General features: G+C 56.5%; 16 protein-coding genes and 1 tRNA gene. 8 read left to right on the top strand and 9 right to left on the bottom strand.

The features are described from left to right. Nucleotides 1–24 precede the first annotated feature (24 nt). A tRNA-Ser gene (locus tag E2L05_RS07685) sits at nucleotides 25–114 on the top strand. Nucleotides 115–565: 451 nt separating this feature from the next. On the opposite strand, the gene E2L05_RS07680 is transcribed toward E2L05_RS07685, so the two are convergent. The 5 genes from E2L05_RS07680 to E2L05_RS07660 are packed head-to-tail and all read right to left on the bottom strand — an operon-like array spanning nucleotide 566 to nucleotide 4,190. Further along, complete coding sequence (locus tag E2L05_RS07680; protein ID WP_133342338.1) at nucleotides 566–1,567, bottom strand: DUF1254 domain-containing protein; 1,002 nt, start codon at nucleotides 1,565–1,567, stop codon at nucleotides 566–568. A gap of 11 nt (nucleotides 1,568–1,578) precedes the next feature. Then, nucleotides 1,579–2,649: a DUF1214 domain-containing protein gene (locus tag E2L05_RS07675; RefSeq protein ID WP_208016236.1), complete on the bottom strand. Its 1,071-nt coding sequence runs from the start codon at nucleotides 2,647–2,649 to the stop codon at nucleotides 1,579–1,581. Nucleotides 2,650–2,693: 44 nt separating this feature from the next. Beyond that, nucleotides 2,694–3,071, bottom strand: coding sequence for a hypothetical protein (locus E2L05_RS07670; RefSeq protein ID WP_133342337.1), 378 nt, complete (start codon nucleotides 3,069–3,071; stop codon nucleotides 2,694–2,696). Nucleotides 3,072–3,121: 50 nt separating this feature from the next. Next, nucleotides 3,122–3,346: a glycine zipper 2TM domain-containing protein gene (locus E2L05_RS07665; RefSeq protein ID WP_243721908.1), complete on the bottom strand. Its 225-nt coding sequence runs from the start codon at nucleotides 3,344–3,346 to the stop codon at nucleotides 3,122–3,124. Between the two features lie 46 nt (nucleotides 3,347–3,392). Continuing rightward, nucleotides 3,393–4,190, bottom strand: coding sequence for a transporter (locus tag E2L05_RS07660; protein WP_133342336.1), 798 nt, complete (start codon nucleotides 4,188–4,190; stop codon nucleotides 3,393–3,395). Nucleotides 4,191–4,338: 148 nt separating this feature from the next. Between E2L05_RS07660 and E2L05_RS07655 the strand changes: the two genes are divergently transcribed. The 5 genes from E2L05_RS07655 to E2L05_RS07635 all read left to right on the top strand — a co-directional run bounded on the left by E2L05_RS07655 (nucleotide 4,339) and on the right by E2L05_RS07635 (nucleotide 9,909). Then, nucleotides 4,339–5,355 (top strand): helix-turn-helix domain-containing protein, encoded by a 1,017-nt coding sequence (locus tag E2L05_RS07655; protein ID WP_165971709.1) that lies wholly within the window; start codon nucleotides 4,339–4,341, stop codon nucleotides 5,353–5,355. 439 nt (nucleotides 5,356–5,794) lie between these two features. Beyond that, nucleotides 5,795–6,103 carry a hypothetical protein gene (locus E2L05_RS07650; RefSeq protein ID WP_133342334.1) on the top strand — a complete coding sequence of 103 codons (309 nt, stop codon included), beginning with the start codon at nucleotides 5,795–5,797 and terminating at the stop codon, nucleotides 6,101–6,103. Nucleotides 6,104–6,410: 307 nt separating this feature from the next. Further along, nucleotides 6,411–7,343 (top strand): TAXI family TRAP transporter solute-binding subunit, encoded by a 933-nt coding sequence (locus E2L05_RS07645; protein WP_133342333.1) that lies wholly within the window; start codon nucleotides 6,411–6,413, stop codon nucleotides 7,341–7,343. Between the two features lie 89 nt (nucleotides 7,344–7,432). After that, nucleotides 7,433–9,331 (top strand): TRAP transporter permease, encoded by a 1,899-nt coding sequence (locus tag E2L05_RS07640; protein ID WP_133342332.1) that lies wholly within the window; start codon nucleotides 7,433–7,435, stop codon nucleotides 9,329–9,331. Continuing rightward, a complete protein-coding gene (locus E2L05_RS07635) occupies nucleotides 9,328–9,909 on the top strand; it encodes a cupin domain-containing protein (protein ID WP_133342331.1) in 582 nt (193 codons plus the stop codon). The genes E2L05_RS07640 and E2L05_RS07635 overlap by 4 nt, the downstream gene beginning before the upstream one ends. A 255-nt stretch (nucleotides 9,910–10,164) precedes the next feature. Here E2L05_RS07635 and E2L05_RS21045 read toward each other — a convergent pair whose 3' ends face one another. From E2L05_RS21045 to E2L05_RS07620, 4 genes are all read right to left on the bottom strand, one after another. Next, nucleotides 10,165–10,410 carry a hypothetical protein gene (locus tag E2L05_RS21045; protein WP_243721907.1) on the bottom strand — a complete coding sequence of 82 codons (246 nt, stop codon included), beginning with the start codon at nucleotides 10,408–10,410 and terminating at the stop codon, nucleotides 10,165–10,167. Next, the gene (locus E2L05_RS21040) at nucleotides 10,411–10,800 is read right to left on the bottom strand and encodes an AMP-binding protein (protein WP_243721906.1); all 390 of its coding nucleotides are present in this window, start codon (nucleotides 10,798–10,800) and stop codon (nucleotides 10,411–10,413) included. Nucleotides 10,801–11,133: 333 nt separating this feature from the next. Then, nucleotides 11,134–11,799 carry a GntR family transcriptional regulator gene (locus tag E2L05_RS07625; RefSeq protein WP_133342330.1) on the bottom strand — a complete coding sequence of 222 codons (666 nt, stop codon included), beginning with the start codon at nucleotides 11,797–11,799 and terminating at the stop codon, nucleotides 11,134–11,136. Nucleotides 11,800–11,821: 22 nt separating this feature from the next. Beyond that, nucleotides 11,822–12,208: a YciI family protein gene (locus E2L05_RS07620; RefSeq protein WP_133342329.1), complete on the bottom strand. Its 387-nt coding sequence runs from the start codon at nucleotides 12,206–12,208 to the stop codon at nucleotides 11,822–11,824. A gap of 90 nt (nucleotides 12,209–12,298) precedes the next feature. On the opposite strand from E2L05_RS07620, the gene E2L05_RS07615 reads away from it, so the two are divergent. Both E2L05_RS07615 and E2L05_RS07610 read left to right on the top strand, forming a co-directional pair. Beyond that, the gene (locus tag E2L05_RS07615; protein WP_133342328.1) at nucleotides 12,299–13,183 is read left to right on the top strand and encodes a fumarylacetoacetate hydrolase family protein; all 885 of its coding nucleotides are present in this window, start codon (nucleotides 12,299–12,301) and stop codon (nucleotides 13,181–13,183) included. Further along, nucleotides 13,180–13,845: a malonic semialdehyde reductase gene (locus E2L05_RS07610; protein ID WP_133342327.1), complete on the top strand. Its 666-nt coding sequence runs from the start codon at nucleotides 13,180–13,182 to the stop codon at nucleotides 13,843–13,845. The genes E2L05_RS07615 and E2L05_RS07610 overlap by 4 nt, the downstream gene beginning before the upstream one ends. The last annotated feature ends 137 nt before the right edge of the window (nucleotides 13,846–13,982 follow it).

Genomic DNA, 13,982 nt, shown 5'->3' with positions numbered 1-13,982 from the left:
TGACACGGATAAGAAGCCACTCACGGAGAGGTGGCCGAGTGGTCGAAGGCGCACGCCTGGAAAGTGTGTAGGCGGGGAACCGTCTCCAGGGTTCGAATCCCTGTCTCTCCGCCATCAAATCCGGGTCTCGATTCTTGCAAGATTCTTGAAAGACACATGTTTTTCGGGCAGTGCGTCCTGAATTCGCATTTTGCTCCACAGTTTGTCGACATCTCTGATGGAGGGATCTGTCCCTGTGTAGGTTTTGGCGCTTCCTTGGTTTCGTGATTAAGCTCGCCCATGAGGCGCCCGCTTTGTGTGTCTGACATCCGGGTCCGGGCGCGTCGGAAGATTAGCAGGCACCGAGAAGCTCAATGCCAAGGCTGTTATAGATTCAACAGACCAAGGACATCCCGCCGCTCGCAAAGCTTTGCGCCACGAAGCCCCGCCAAAACGATGCGGATCTTCTCCTTGGGTGAATGCGGGCGACGGGTCTTACGTCGAATGGTTTCGTCCAAGCTTGTCAGCCGCGTCCTTCGATGTTCCGCAGGTCTTTTTCACCAGCGCTGTCACAAGCTGCGTCGGCTTATTTTACCGGCTCTATTGCCGGAAACGTCCAACTGCCGTCGAGGATTGCCTCTTGCGGTTCATACAGGCGAATGGAGTAGTTCCAGCCGGGTGAGATTGGGATGCAGTTGATCCGGCCATCTTCGCAGCCACCGAAATGGATCGTATATGCTCCGTCAGCGCTTGGTGTGGCTGAGACATTGTTGTAGCTGTTCACGTTCAGATCATTGGGTTCAAGATAGCCGTCGGCGTTGTAAATTGTGATGGACCAGAACGCATCAACGGGCACATCTTTGACCGTCACCGCGTGCAGGGTCTTGCCGTCATTGGCCTCCACTCCGTCGACAATATAGGACGCGGCGGTGCGCGGAAGCCCACCCCAGCCTGCTGCGGCACCAACCAGGTGATCAATAGGGCGGGTTTGCTCTTTGCTACCAAATGCATAGCTTGCATCAAAACCTAGCACAGCGATATCGCTCAGTGCCTTTCGGGCCACGCCGAGACTTTGGAGATCCCAGTCTGGCGCCTCGAATGGTCCAGAGCCACCACCGCTAACTGCAATCGCGTCCTGCGCGGCATGGGCCTCTGCGATGTCGTCCGGGTTGCTGACGTCGGCAAAGGTGCGGAACGCCACGAAGGCAAAGCGGGTACCGACCTCATCCTCGGTCAGCGTGTAGGTCCCGGGCTTGGCCTTGGCAAACAGGTAGTGATCCTGATTGATCACGAGCATCGATTGATAGCGCCCGTCCGCGTCGGGCAGGGTGATTTCCGCAGGCTCCGACAGATCCAGCATCAGGCCCGAATACAGCGTGTCCTGGTTCATCCGGATGACGGCCTGATTGTCCGGGGTGATGGGGTCGCGCACATGGGCAAATTTGCCAAAACCTATCCCGTACATGTCCATCTGCGAGCGGATCATGTGATCCGTTTCAGCACGCACAAAGTTTTCGACTGTGACATCCTCGGCGCTTAGAAATGTCGGTGCGCACAGCGCGGCTGTCAGTAAAAGTTTCGATTTCATTGTCTTGTCCTTCAATCTACGGGAACGACCTTGGGGAAGGTCCAGCTGCCATCAATGACCTGTTGCTCGGGCCGGTACATCCGGACGACATAATTCCACCCCTCCATCAGCGGCAGGCAATTCACGCGGTCGTCGTCGCAGCCGCCAAGATGGATTGTCATCGAGCCATCGTCGTTCTGTGTCCCCATGACAGAATTCACGTTGTAGGCGTTGCGGTTATTCTTCTCGAAAAAGCCGCTGTCGTTGTAGAGACTGAGCGACCAGAACGCCGCCACCGGCACATCTGCCGGCACTTCGATCTTGTATTCGCCCACTGGCAACTGCGGAGCGGCGCCATCGTAGAACGCCTCACGTTCGGGCAGGCCGCCCCAGCCGATGGCCGTGTTGAGCAAGTGGTTCACCGGATTAACCTCGCCTTTGGCCCCAAAGCCTCCGGTGCTATCGGCAAGGAACGGAAGCAGCGCATTGAGACCCGCGACCAGTGCTTCATAGCCCTCTTCATCATAGTCAGGCAGAATGAAGGGTTTTGACGACGCGGCCTCGATGCTCATCTGATCCTGAATGGCATGTACCGCCGCCACATCTTCGGGATCGGTCGCATCCACAAGGGTGCGCATGAACACAATGACATACGGTGTGTCGAAGGTATCCGTGTCGAGTGTATAGCTGCCGCCGCCATGGAATACGTCATTGATATAGTGATCCTGGTTGACGATCATCGCGGACATGTACCGCTCGCCCACCTCGGGCAACGTGAGCGTCGCGCCGTCGCTGATATCGACAACCGCCGTGCTGTAGAGCGTGTCGAAATTCATGCGGATCGTCGGCTGGTTGTCGACGTCCCCCGGATCGCGGAAATGAAAGAAACGGTTCACCCCACCGGCGAGAGACACGTATTTGGCCAGTTCGATATCCGTCGCGGCGCGGGCAAAATTGCCGATCATCACCGGGATTTCGCGGGCCTCTATCAAGGCATCTAGAGTATCGTTTGATGCTTGGGCGTTGGCAATGTTTGCGCCAAACACTGCGCCAATCAAGGCAGGCGTGCATCGCGCAATGCGACGATAAGCTGTCTGTTTCATTCTACATTCTCCGAATTTGACTGCACCCGAAAGCGACGGTTGCATCACTCAAACGCTTCCATCGTCTCTTTGACGGCGAGATCGACAGCCCCGGCCAACAACATGCCCGGATCATCGTCACAGGCGTCTTCCAGCTCTTCGACAAACTCATCCTTGAGCAGGCTTCGATCGGTTTCGTCCGGCACGGCTTGCAACACATCAATCTCTCGATTGTACAAAGACACCATGGCCATCAGGCGCACGATCTGAGCAATGCCCTCTTCATCGTCTTCGTAGGTCTCGATCACGCTTCCACAGCTGTGATGCATATACGGCATTGCCGTCTCGAGGATCTGGTCCATTTCCTCGTCGGCACACGCCGTTCCGGCCAGAAAAAGAACGCAGACGAAGGTCGACGCGCGTTTGCTTGTTTTCGAGATCATCGGAGTATTCCTTTTGCGAGGATGAAGGCGCAGTAAAACTGACCCTCAGCCTATTTTTTCTTCTGATTGCCAGCGATAGCGCCGACAACAGCGCCTGCCTTTGCGCCGTCGCTGCCACCTACAAGGTGACCCACACCCGCTCCGACGACAGCACCGCCTATTGTGTTTTTGGTTCGCTTGCTGAGTGCATCCGCCGACGTCGGGAAAGCCATGAACAGCCCCATTGCGACCGCCAATGCGACCGATGCCATCCGTCCTGTTTGCTTGATTGTCATGTGCAATCTCCATTTCTGTTTGTTGACGACAAAAGCACTTCCCTCATCATCCTTTTGAAAAAACGAATTGAACCTGGAGGCGGAACCGCCAGTCCTGTGGCCCGCCATCCGGGCTTTCCAGCCAGTAACCGACGCCGCCCTGAAAATTGACCGGTCTGCCGCCAATGATGGCTAACTTTGATACCGATGCGTTCACGGGCACAGACCAGCTTTCGACCTCCCAATCGTAGGTGCTCTCGCTCTGGAGCGAGAAGGTCCACGCAGCCTCGGTCGAAAAGGCAACAAAGGGTTGGACGAAGGTCGCGTTGATCGGAGTCGTTGGACTGCTCTCGAAGTCCCAAAGGTGGTTGGCCAAAGCCCCGTATGTCCACGGGCCGGTCTGCTTCAACGCGATCCCGGTGATGCCCGCCCCCCATGTTTTGCCCGACACGTCTGAATTCGTCGGGATCCGCAAGACCGGACCGATCCCCCATGTCAGGCTGTTTTCTGTGGTTCGGGAATACCACGCGCTTGCGAGGACATCGCCAAACCCGCTTTGAGAGGTGCCGGGAATAACGTCGTCCTGCCAAATGTAGGGAATGATCGTTCGCGTGATGATGTTCGCACCGTTGTCGAGCGCAAAGGGAATGATCGGTTGCAGGTTCAGCGTCGTCCTGCTTCCGCTGCCGGTCGGACCGATATTGTCGTCGTGATTGAGTTGAAACGGCACGGAGATGATGGCAGCGAGAGGGTTCGCCAAGTCTTGTGCCAAATCGGCGGCATCCTGCGCTTGTGCAGCACATCCCAGACAGGTGCCGAAAACGGCCATGCAAAGTGAATTGCCAATCGGTGTATTTCTTTGCATTGATTTATTTCCCCCAGATTCTGGCTCGCCAGAGCGCTTCACGACCGAAAACGTAGTCGTTGCAAAGCCCTTCGCTTTGCCGGTGCCCGGCTATCCCTTTGAACAGTTTAACATTGCTGCGTGGGTCATTTTGCGACAATGTGGAGCCATGCAGCGAAAAATGGTAAATCTTGTCGAAATGGCTCAAGTTATTGAGCTAATTGGTAAATATGCCCCGCGCTCGGTCATCGACAAAGCGCTTCGGTCGGCCGGTCTTGATCGCGCCATGCTCTCTGGCACAACGGGATTCATCTCCTATGCTTCTGAGGCAGTGCTTGTTGAGACTGTGGCCCGCACTATCGGAGACCGTCATCTCGGCGCGCGGATCGGGCGGGATTTCGATTACTCAGCCTACGGAGCCTTTTCGCATTTCGTGCTGGGCGCACCCGATCTGGCATCGGCATTCGACCGCGGACGGCGGGCATTTTTGTTTACGCATCCCGGCTCTGAAATCATATTGCGAAAAACTGAAACGCATATCGTCGTCGGGCGCAATTCCAAGGGTTTCTCCGTAGTCGGGCACCAACACATTGACGAAGGCGCTCTGTTCGTGATCGGCCATGTGGTTCGCCACTTCCTTGGTCCTGACTGGCGTCCTGATTGGGTCGAAATCCCAAATGCCAACGCAAACGAAACAGCGGAGCTTGCGAGTCTGATAGACGCCCCGGTTCGGATCGGGTCACAGATGCCGGCCATCGCGATTCGGCGAGCTGACTTTTTAGCGCTGAACCCCGGCCCACCAGAGCAACAAAGGACGATGTCGCTGAAGGAATTGGGGGATCTCATGGGCATTGAGCCCGCACAAACCATGGAAGAGACTGTTGTCCAGTTGCTTCACGTCACACTCGCGAAGGGTCCCTTATCCGAAGAGGCCGCAGCCAAGCTTCTGGCCGTTGGAACGAGAACGCTGCAGCGCGCCCTCAAAGCCGAGGGCACCTCATTTCGAAAACTCCGGCTACGCTTTATCGAACAACATGCGCGGTCATTGCTGTCCGGTACCGATATGCCAATAGAGGACATCTCCAAAGTTCTAGGTTACTCTGAGCCCAGAAGTTTCCGTCGAGTGTTCAATGGTTGGACAGGACTTTCCCCCAGTGCGTTTCGAGCCGCCAACGCGCAAAAATGACGTGGCAATGGAAGCCGCGGTCAACTCGGCTTGACGGCTTATCTACCTGAGAAATGATCCGGTTTTTCTGCGTGATTTAACTTGCGTGTATCTGGATATGACAGGGGCAAGGCTGCTGTTGGGCAGGGTTGCCCCCAAAAAACGGGCAGCCGGAATTTGCAATCGAATGCGTGACGAGCCGGGTGTCCCTGATTACCCGATCGTCGGGCATATCGACATCAAATCCTGAAATGCCACCTGCTGAAATTGAGTGTTGGAGGGGCTGAAGTGAAATTTTGCCGAGTGCCTGAGAGATCAGTAACTGGCGACACCCCACCTCGTGCGATGCGGTATCCGGCAAAGCAGAACGGGCAAAGGCGGGCTCGTGACTGCTTCGGACAACTAAAACCTGACAAGGGGGCAATTCGGCACCCATAGCGGGCCGATCCAGAGGCTGAAGGTGTTGGGCATTGGCGTATCGCTTCGGCTTCAATCCGCGTGTGAAGAAGCGGTCTACGATCAGATCGAACTGACGCCTGCACTGGTCGTTTCCAAAGCGGGGATCTTCGATCCGCTGCCGAACATAAGTGAGGCCGACTACCAGCGACAGCCCCAGCTTTTCGAGGTCACGGTTCACCGCCTGGCAACGCCCGGCGAGACGCCAAATTTCTATGCGATTGATCGCGATTTCGTTCTGCGGGCCGACATCCTCGATATTGTCGCCGACCCGCCGTTCTCCGATCTGGAAGAGTTGCGGATAGCCAGCTGATCAGGTGAGGGGCGGGAACAGCGTTCGCTGCGGATCGAGCGCCTAAAAGACCTGGGCGTCCTGCCGGTCAGCGACATAATCGTCTTGCCGGATGGGCCAACCGCTCAACACGCTCTAGCGTGAGGTATTCCAGCCTCCCACCCACATGCTTCGAAGAAGAGGCGCAGAATGGGCTGCTATTGTGTTTTGTACTCTCTGCGCAACGCTCTTTTGCCGTACATTTTATTTCACAAGGCAATAAAATCGATTTTTTGTGGATTTCATATCCAAAGAGGGTATGGTTGACCCAACGAAACGGGAGGACACTATGTTTAAGACAGCCAAACATGTCATTGGCGCAGTCGCGCTTGCAACGCTTGGAACGGCAGCAGTGGCCGAAGAAATGCGGATCGGGACGGCATCGCTGGGCGGTGCGTTCTATCCGTTGGGACAAAGCATTTCGAATGTGGTCAATGCCCATGCCGGCGGTGACCTGACCATGGTGCCAATCGTGACCGGTGGGTCGGTGCAGAACCCAAACCTTCTTGCACAAGGCGAAGTCGAAATTGCAATTACAAACAATAACCTTGCAGTGCTGGCTGTCGCTGGAAAGGGCCCCTACAAGGCGGCGGGGCCGATTGACATGAGTGCGGTCGCGGCATTGCATCCTTCGGTTTTGCACATGATGGTGCTGGCCGATAGCGATATTCAAACCTTTGAAGACCTGCGCGGCAAACGGGTTGCAGTTGGTCCAGCAGGTGGTGGCACTTTGGGTTTTCTGAATTTCCTTCTGCCGCTGCACGACATGGGAATTGACGATATTACTCCAAGTTTCGTGTCTTATTCTGACGGGTTCGGCCAACTGACCGATGGCACTGTCGATGCGACGCTGGCGCTTTCGGGGTATCCGGCAGGCGCTGTCATGCAGGCCACGGCGGGCGCGGACTTGCGGTTTATCGCCTTCTCTGAAGGGATGCTTGACGCGGCGCTTGCGCAGAACAGCGCGTTCCGGGCGGTTGAAGTTGCGGCCGACGTGTATGGCACGGCAGAGCCGGGAACCGTGATCGGCGTCAACAACATGTTGGTTGCGCTGAACAGTCTGGACGCAAGCGCGGTCGAGGCGATCACAAGGGCGATTTTTGACAATCTCGACGAGTTGCGAGCCGAAAACGCAAATGCACGCCAGATTGATCCGGCGATGTCGCTGGACCTCGCGATCCCTCTGCATCCCGGTGCCAAAGCTTATTTTGACGTGAAATAGGCTTTGTTGAGTGTGACGTCAGGGGGCAGCACTGCCCGCTGACAAACTGCCGTATCCGACGTGCCGATCTTAGTAGTCAAGGAACGATTATGCGCGCTGCAACACGTCATCTTACACTGCAGAATGCCGTCTTCTTAGCAGCCTTTGGCCTTGGTGCGTATCACCTGATGGTGGTGTCAGGCGTATTGGCGATTTCCACAATGCCGATGCGTGTCACTCATGTCATGCTTGCACTGTCGCTTCTGTTCGTTCTGAAACCGACCAGTGCCGGGTTGGCCGGAACCAAGCTCAATTTGGTGATTTCTGTTGCCATGGTTGCGGCGACGGTTGGCGCATCGGCCTTTCTTTTGACCCGTTGGAAGGCGATCGCATTCAGCGGAGGCATTACGTCTGATGGGGATTTCATCGCCGGTGTGATCCTGCTTCTGGCCGTGTTTGAAGCGGCGCGTCGCGGCATCGGGTGGATCCTTGCCGGGATCACCTTTGTGTTTTTTCTCTACCCGTTTCTGGCCCCCTACCTTCCGGGGGTGTTAGAGGGGCGCGGCGCATCATTGGAACGGATCGTTCTGGTTCTGACAACAGATACGCAAGGCATCTATGGTATCCCGGTTGGCGTCGCGGCCACCTACATCATCGTATTCACGATCTTCGGCGCGCTCTTGTCGAATTTCGGTGCGGGCGACTTCTTTTTTGAACTTTCCGTGCGGTGTACCCGTGGTTTGCGCGCGGCAAGCGCCAAATCGGCGGTCCTGTTTTCGACCCTTATCGGCATGGTGAGCGGATCGGCGGCGGGCAATGTCGCGGTCACAGGTACAGTCACGATCCCGATCATGAAGCGTGAAGGGTATCAACCGCACCAGGCCGCCGCGATTGAGGCGGTCGCTTCCACAGGCGGTCAGATCATGCCGCCCGTGATGGGGGCTGCGGCCTTCATCATGGCCGAGATCGTCGGCGTGCCCTACACCTCGATCATGCTGAGCGCGATTGTTCCGGCGCTGCTTTTCTTCGGATCAGCCTTTGTGGTGGTCCATCTGCAGGCGCTGAAATCCGGTATCGTGCCAAATTCAAAAGTGCGCAACGCCGATGACGCCCCGTTGTGGAAGGTTCTGCTGAAAGGGGGGCCGTTTATTGCGGCGTTCGGCATTCTGATCGCGATGATGCTCATGGGGTTCTCGCCTTTCATGGCGTCGCTTTGGGCGATGGCGGTTCTGATCGCCGGTGATGTGCTTTGGCGGCGCAAGATTGACCGCGAGTTCTTCGGGAAGATCCTGACCAGCGTCTCCGAAGGCGCGCGGTCAGTGGTCACCATTTCAGCGGCCTGTGCAGCGGCCGGCATTATTGCGGGCGTGCTCGGAGTGACCGGTCTTGGCTCCAAGATCGCCACATTGATTGATGTGGCTTCCGGCGGGTACCTGTTTCTTGCGCTTTTCTTCACCATGTTGACATCAATTGTCCTGGGCATGGGCCTGCCGACAACGGCGGCCTACCTGATCCTTGCGACGGTGGTGGCACCGGCGTTGGTCAAGCTCGGCGTGCCGGTTCTGACAGCGCATTTCTTCGTGTTTTATTATGGTTGCATCTCGACCATTACGCCGCCCGTGGCGCTGGCCTCGTATGTGGCTGGCGGGATTGCCGGGGCTAACGTAAACAAAGTGGGCTGGACCGCCGCGGCCTATGCGGCCACGTCGTTCGTGCTGCCCTTCGCCTTCGTCTATGGCCCCGGCTTGTTGTTGGGAGGCGGCCTTATCGACAATGTCATGGCCGTGATCACCGCTGCATTGGGGACCTTTTCCATTGCCGTCGCGATCATCGGATGTTTGCGCGGAAAGCTGTCGCCCGTGTTGCGGATATTGGCCGCAATTGCCGGGCTGTGTTTGCTTTTCCAAGGCTGGGTCAGTGCCGGTTTGGGCTTTGCCATTCTGGGGTCGCTGATCGTGATGCAACAGCGCACCGCCCTGAAACCTGAGACCGCAAAGAGGACCGCATGAAACACAAGGAATACCGCCGGGTCGTGACCGGGCATGACGCACAAGGCGTGGCGATCATCGAAAGTGATCAAATCGCTAACCAGATCTTGGAACGGCCCAATCGCCCCGGTGTTCGCCTGACCAACTTTTGGCTGACGGACCAAACGCCAGCTGAATACGATGGGCCGACGGAAACCTGCACCGGGCCATTCATCCTGCACCCGCCCCAGCACGGCAGTGTATTTCGCTGTGTGGAATTCATGCCAGAAGATCCCGAAGTCATGGCGCGCCTTTCAAGCGAGGATGGCGCGGCGGCCTTCGCCGAAATGGGCGCCGGGGCGAATGTCGTTCAGGGCGGGCGCCATCCTTGGATGCATCGCACAGACAGTGTGGACTACGGCATCGTCATGTCGGGCGAGATATGGATGCTCATGGATAATGAAGAGGACGATGTGCATTTGAAAGCGGGCGATGTCGTGGTTCAACGCGGCACTAATCATGCTTGGGCCAACCGGGGAACGGAACCTTGCACGATCATGTTCGTGCTGATCGACGGTGTCACGCAGGCAGGCAAGGGCAAAGGCATCCCGCCACGCTAGGCTTCAAGCGCCGCGCATATCCCGACCAGAACCACATATCAGATCGCCATAGCGCAGGTTCCAGCGCCACGTGAGGGTGGTTGGTGAGATGTTTGATGTGGCGAAAATCAGCAAGGTCGCGGTGGCGTTAGCGCATGCAAACATGGAAGTCGCCCATCCCGCCCTGAACGCAAAAACGATATGCGCGGGGTCTGCCGGCAGGGCTGAAAGTGCCTAGGTGGCTTGCCCGATGAACACCACAAGGATGATCGGGCTTTACGCCACTTGGCCGCCCACTGTGATCAACACAGGCAGCAGGGCAAGAAATACCCTTCCGGGCATGGCAGACAGGTCCATCTGCCCGGTCAAGGCCGTCACCGGCGAAACCTCGGCCAGACTGCGCCCTATGAACCCCGACAGACCAAGCGCAATCTTCAAGAACCACTGCCGCAAGAACACTTTCGCCGAAATCGGGATGCGCAATTTCGAAAACGGCGCTTTCCAACACGCTGCCCACATCATTCATGACGTCTTCGACTTTCTTGGGGTGGATGTTGTAGCCGCTGGAAATGATGAGATATACCTCACGACCCACCACGGAAATACGCCCATCTTCATGCTGGACCTTGGCAATTCGTCCACGATCAGATCGACATTGAAGGCCGTCATGAACCGAACTTGCGCTCCGGCAAGAAGCGAAGGGTTCATCGCAATGAAAAGGCATTGGGTATTAAAGATTGGCAGCGCGTGGATCAGGCGATCAGATGATGTGATCTGCCACAATTCCGTCAGTGCAGTTGCATTGGACAGAAGATTGCTATGCGGCAGCATCGCACCCTTCCATCGCCCGGTCGTGGCAGAGGTGTATAGCAGCGCTGCCAGATCATCGGGTCCGCATGCGTTCAGCGCCATTGCAACGGGGCCGATGCGTACTCTGCCGCCAAGCGGGCTACGGTTGCTGCATCAAATTCCAACTCTTCGTTCAGGATGTGAAGAAGCCCAGCTTTTGATCTGAGGCTAGCGCGCGGTAGCGGGCCAAGACACTCGACGCAAGCGACAGGCCGGACACTTCGCCTTCTGGCGACAGCAATGCGCGGCAAAGATCAATGATGGTTCGGGTATCATTTTCGCCCCCAAGGGCGTTTCGGCGATCAAACAAAGCCGAGAGCAAGTCGCCAAGGAATTGGCTATGCTGTACAGTTAGTCTCCCGCTTTGGCGACACTACTGCCATAAAATCGCCAAAACTAAGGGTCCGACATCTGGTTGGTCAGGTACTCTCCTGTAAGCCGGTAATGGCTCAGAAGATGTTCAACAGCGGCGTCTGCATCGTGTTTCACGGCCGCATCAAGGATCTGCTGGTGCTCGGCCGGAATGTCGCGCTTTTGATAGGTATCGCTCACCGCAGCAAGATAGCGATAGCGGATATTCAGATCGTACAGTTGACTGCAATACCGCTCGAGCATGGGAGAGCCACAGCTATCGATCAGTGTCATATGAAAGGTCTTGTGCGCGTCTTCAAAGGTCGCGGTGTCCTGGCTGGCCGCGCGATTCATGCGGTGATGCGACAGGATCAGCCGTTCTTCCCATTCCGGTGACCCGTTGGTGACTGACTGCCGAAGGGCCATGCCTTCAAGCACGCAGCGCAGGGTCAGGATCTCTTCGAAGTTTGCTTTGCTGGCCGGGGCTGCGCGAAAGCCGCGTTGATCGATCCGTTCAACAAGCATGTCAGATGTCAGCAAACTCAGGGCTTCCCGGACGGGCGACGCGCCGGTGTTCAGCATCGACCGTAACTGTTCGATCTTTAGTTTCTGCCCGGCTGGCAATTTCCCCAAGAGAATCATTTCACGCAGCGCCAAGTACGCACCGCGCGTCGCCGATGTTTCCTTGCCACTGTTGTCGATCATGTTCATGTCTCTCTCTCTCCTGAAGGTGTTAGCCCAGTGAAACACTCTTGGTAGAAAGACCAACACTTAGCGTCAGTGATCCTTCGTTGACCAGCCACCGGCGCAGGGTGAAGCTGCGTGCGCCTGTTTTGTGCATCGGATCGGCCTCGGCCAAAGCACGGGCCGCCTCAAGGCTGTCTGCGCGATAGATGATCAAGCCCATGCCTTCGATATTCTCGCCATCCGGTGTCGACAACGGTCCCGCCAGCGCAAGTTTACCTGCACGTTCCAAATCTGCCTGATAGGCAAGGTGGTCTGGCAAAACGGCCTTAACCTCTGCTGGCGATTTCTCTGGAACGCTTTGTGTTACATAGAGTTCGAGGGCAAGCGCACCGCGTGACTTGGCCTCTGCCTTGTAATCAGCAAACGCAACCATTTCCAAACCTCCCTAGGTAAAATATCGATATTAATTGACATACTCCAATATTATAGGCAGAAACACTGTGAACTGACAAGGATTGCGATCATGAAATATCTCGTAGGTGCTACGCCGGACGGCACGGCCGTTTTTGCTGTAACTGGCGAAAATGCAGTCAATCTCACGGCTTTGGACCCTGCTATTGGCCCCGACCTTATGGCTTTGATCACCACACCCGGTCTTGCCGATGCGGTTGCTGGCAAGATTGAAGGGGCACCTAGCGTTCCGCTGGCATCGGTTACACCGGCGTTGCCCGTGGCTGAACCCGGAACGATCATCTGCCTTGGCCTGAACTATACCGACCACATCAAAGAAGGCGGCTACGAGATCCCTGACTACCCTGCGCTTTTCATGCGCGGGAAGAACTCCATCATGGCTGCGGGTGCCCCGTTGGTGCGACCAGAATGTTCGGACAAGCTGGATTACGAGGCAGAGTTGATGCTGATCGTTGGGAAGGGCGGGCGGCATATTTCCGAAGCTAACGCGCTTGACCATGTGTTCGGCTACACAGTGTTCAACGACGGCTCGGTTCGCGACTACCAACGCAAAACGCATCAGTGGACGCCGGGTAAGAACTTCGACAACACCGGCGCGATTGGCCCGTTTGTCGTAACGCCGGACGAAGTCCCCGCTGGTGCCGCTGGCTTGAAAATCGAAAGCCGGGTCGGGGACGAAATCCTGCAGTCGTCCAACACGGGGAACATGATCTGGTCCGTTGCCCAGACCATTGCAACCATTTCGGAATACACCACGCTAGAGCCGGGCGACTTGATCGCTATGGGCACGCCGCCGGGCGTCGGGCACGCCAAAAAACCAAACCCGCGCTGGCTCAAGCCCGGCGAAGTGGTCGATATCGAAATCGAGGGCATCGGGATATGTTCCAGCCCCATCGTCGATGAAAAAGACTTCGTCGCATCGGTGGCAGCAGAGTGAACGCGCCAACCGGAAAAGAGCTGGAGCTTGTCCGCGAAAAGGCCCAGGCCGACGTGCGCGAGTTGCGCGGCCGCATCGGTCGGCTTTCGGATGATGGCATTGACCTGATTTTGCGCGGTGCACGCTCGCATTACGCATGGATGGACAAGCCAATTCCGGACGCTTTGCTACACGAGCTTTACGACATCACGATTAACGGACCCACCAGCATGAACACGCTGCCAGCCCGGTTCGTATTTGTGAAATCGCCCGAAGGCAAAGAGAGGCTGGCAAAGTCGCTTAAGCCCGCGAATGTTGCCAAGATGATGGGCGCCCCTGTGACGGCCATTATTGCTTATGATCTGGATCACTGGAAACAGCTTCCATACCTGTTCCCGCACGAAGATCGGCGGCATCTTTTCGACGGAAAGCCGGAGTACTCCAACGACACGGCCTATCGCAATGGCACCCTGCAAGGGGCGTACTTCATGATTGCAGCGCGGGCATTGGGGCTGGATGTTGGGGCGATGTCAGGGTTCTCGAACGAAATCGTGGACGAAGAGTTTTTTGCAGGCACGTCACTGAAGTCCAACTTTCTGTGCAACATTGGCTATGCCGACGAAAGCAAGTTGTTCCAGAAACTGCCGCGCTTCGCATTCGACGATGTGTGCAGTTTTGCATGAACGGGCAGGGGCAATGCGGATCGAAGCAAATACAGTCGCGCAAACCAAGACGGCCGCGATTTGCCCCTGCCCAAATTCCGTCAATCCAGACAATTCCACCTTCGAAGTGGCGATAATGGATTTCGGCAAGAACACTT

This window comes from Meridianimarinicoccus aquatilis (assembly GCF_004358675.1).
GTDB lineage: Bacteria > Pseudomonadota > Alphaproteobacteria > Rhodobacterales > Rhodobacteraceae > Meridianimarinicoccus > Meridianimarinicoccus aquatilis.
The sequence above is the reverse complement of the archived record's forward strand: the minus strand, read 5'-3'. Positions and strand labels throughout refer to the sequence as shown.

What these genes read in the sequence shown, in the direction of transcription:
- E2L05_RS07620 (WP_133342329.1), bottom strand. Translation starts at nt 12,208, where the DNA reads ATGGTTGCGTTTGCTGATTACAAGGCAGAGGCCAAGTCACGCGGTGCG.
- E2L05_RS07615 (WP_133342328.1), top strand. Translation starts at nt 12,299, where the DNA reads ATGAAATATCTCGTAGGTGCTACGCCGGACGGCACGGCCGTTTTTGCT.
- E2L05_RS07655 (WP_165971709.1), top strand. Translation starts at nt 4,339, where the DNA reads ATGCAGCGAAAAATGGTAAATCTTGTCGAAATGGCTCAAGTTATTGAG.
- E2L05_RS07645 (WP_133342333.1), top strand. Translation starts at nt 6,411, where the DNA reads ATGTTTAAGACAGCCAAACATGTCATTGGCGCAGTCGCGCTTGCAACG.
- E2L05_RS07640 (WP_133342332.1), top strand. Translation starts at nt 7,433, where the DNA reads ATGCGCGCTGCAACACGTCATCTTACACTGCAGAATGCCGTCTTCTTA.
- E2L05_RS07670 (WP_133342337.1), bottom strand. Translation starts at nt 3,071, where the DNA reads ATGATCTCGAAAACAAGCAAACGCGCGTCGACCTTCGTCTGCGTTCTT.
- E2L05_RS07665 (WP_243721908.1), bottom strand. Translation starts at nt 3,346, where the DNA reads ATGACAATCAAGCAAACAGGACGGATGGCATCGGTCGCATTGGCGGTC.
- E2L05_RS07635 (WP_133342331.1), top strand. Translation starts at nt 9,328, where the DNA reads ATGAAACACAAGGAATACCGCCGGGTCGTGACCGGGCATGACGCACAA.
- E2L05_RS21040 (WP_243721906.1), bottom strand. Translation starts at nt 10,800, where the DNA reads ATGGCGCTGAACGCATGCGGACCCGATGATCTGGCAGCGCTGCTATAC.
- E2L05_RS07680 (WP_133342338.1), bottom strand. Translation starts at nt 1,567, where the DNA reads ATGAAATCGAAACTTTTACTGACAGCCGCGCTGTGCGCACCGACATTT.
- E2L05_RS21045 (WP_243721907.1), bottom strand. Translation starts at nt 10,410, where the DNA reads ATGATGTGGGCAGCGTGTTGGAAAGCGCCGTTTTCGAAATTGCGCATC.
- E2L05_RS07660 (WP_133342336.1), bottom strand. Translation starts at nt 4,190, where the DNA reads ATGCAAAGAAATACACCGATTGGCAATTCACTTTGCATGGCCGTTTTC.
- E2L05_RS07625 (WP_133342330.1), bottom strand. Translation starts at nt 11,799, where the DNA reads ATGAACATGATCGACAACAGTGGCAAGGAAACATCGGCGACGCGCGGT.
- E2L05_RS07675 (WP_208016236.1), bottom strand. Translation starts at nt 2,649, where the DNA reads ATGAAACAGACAGCTTATCGTCGCATTGCGCGATGCACGCCTGCCTTG.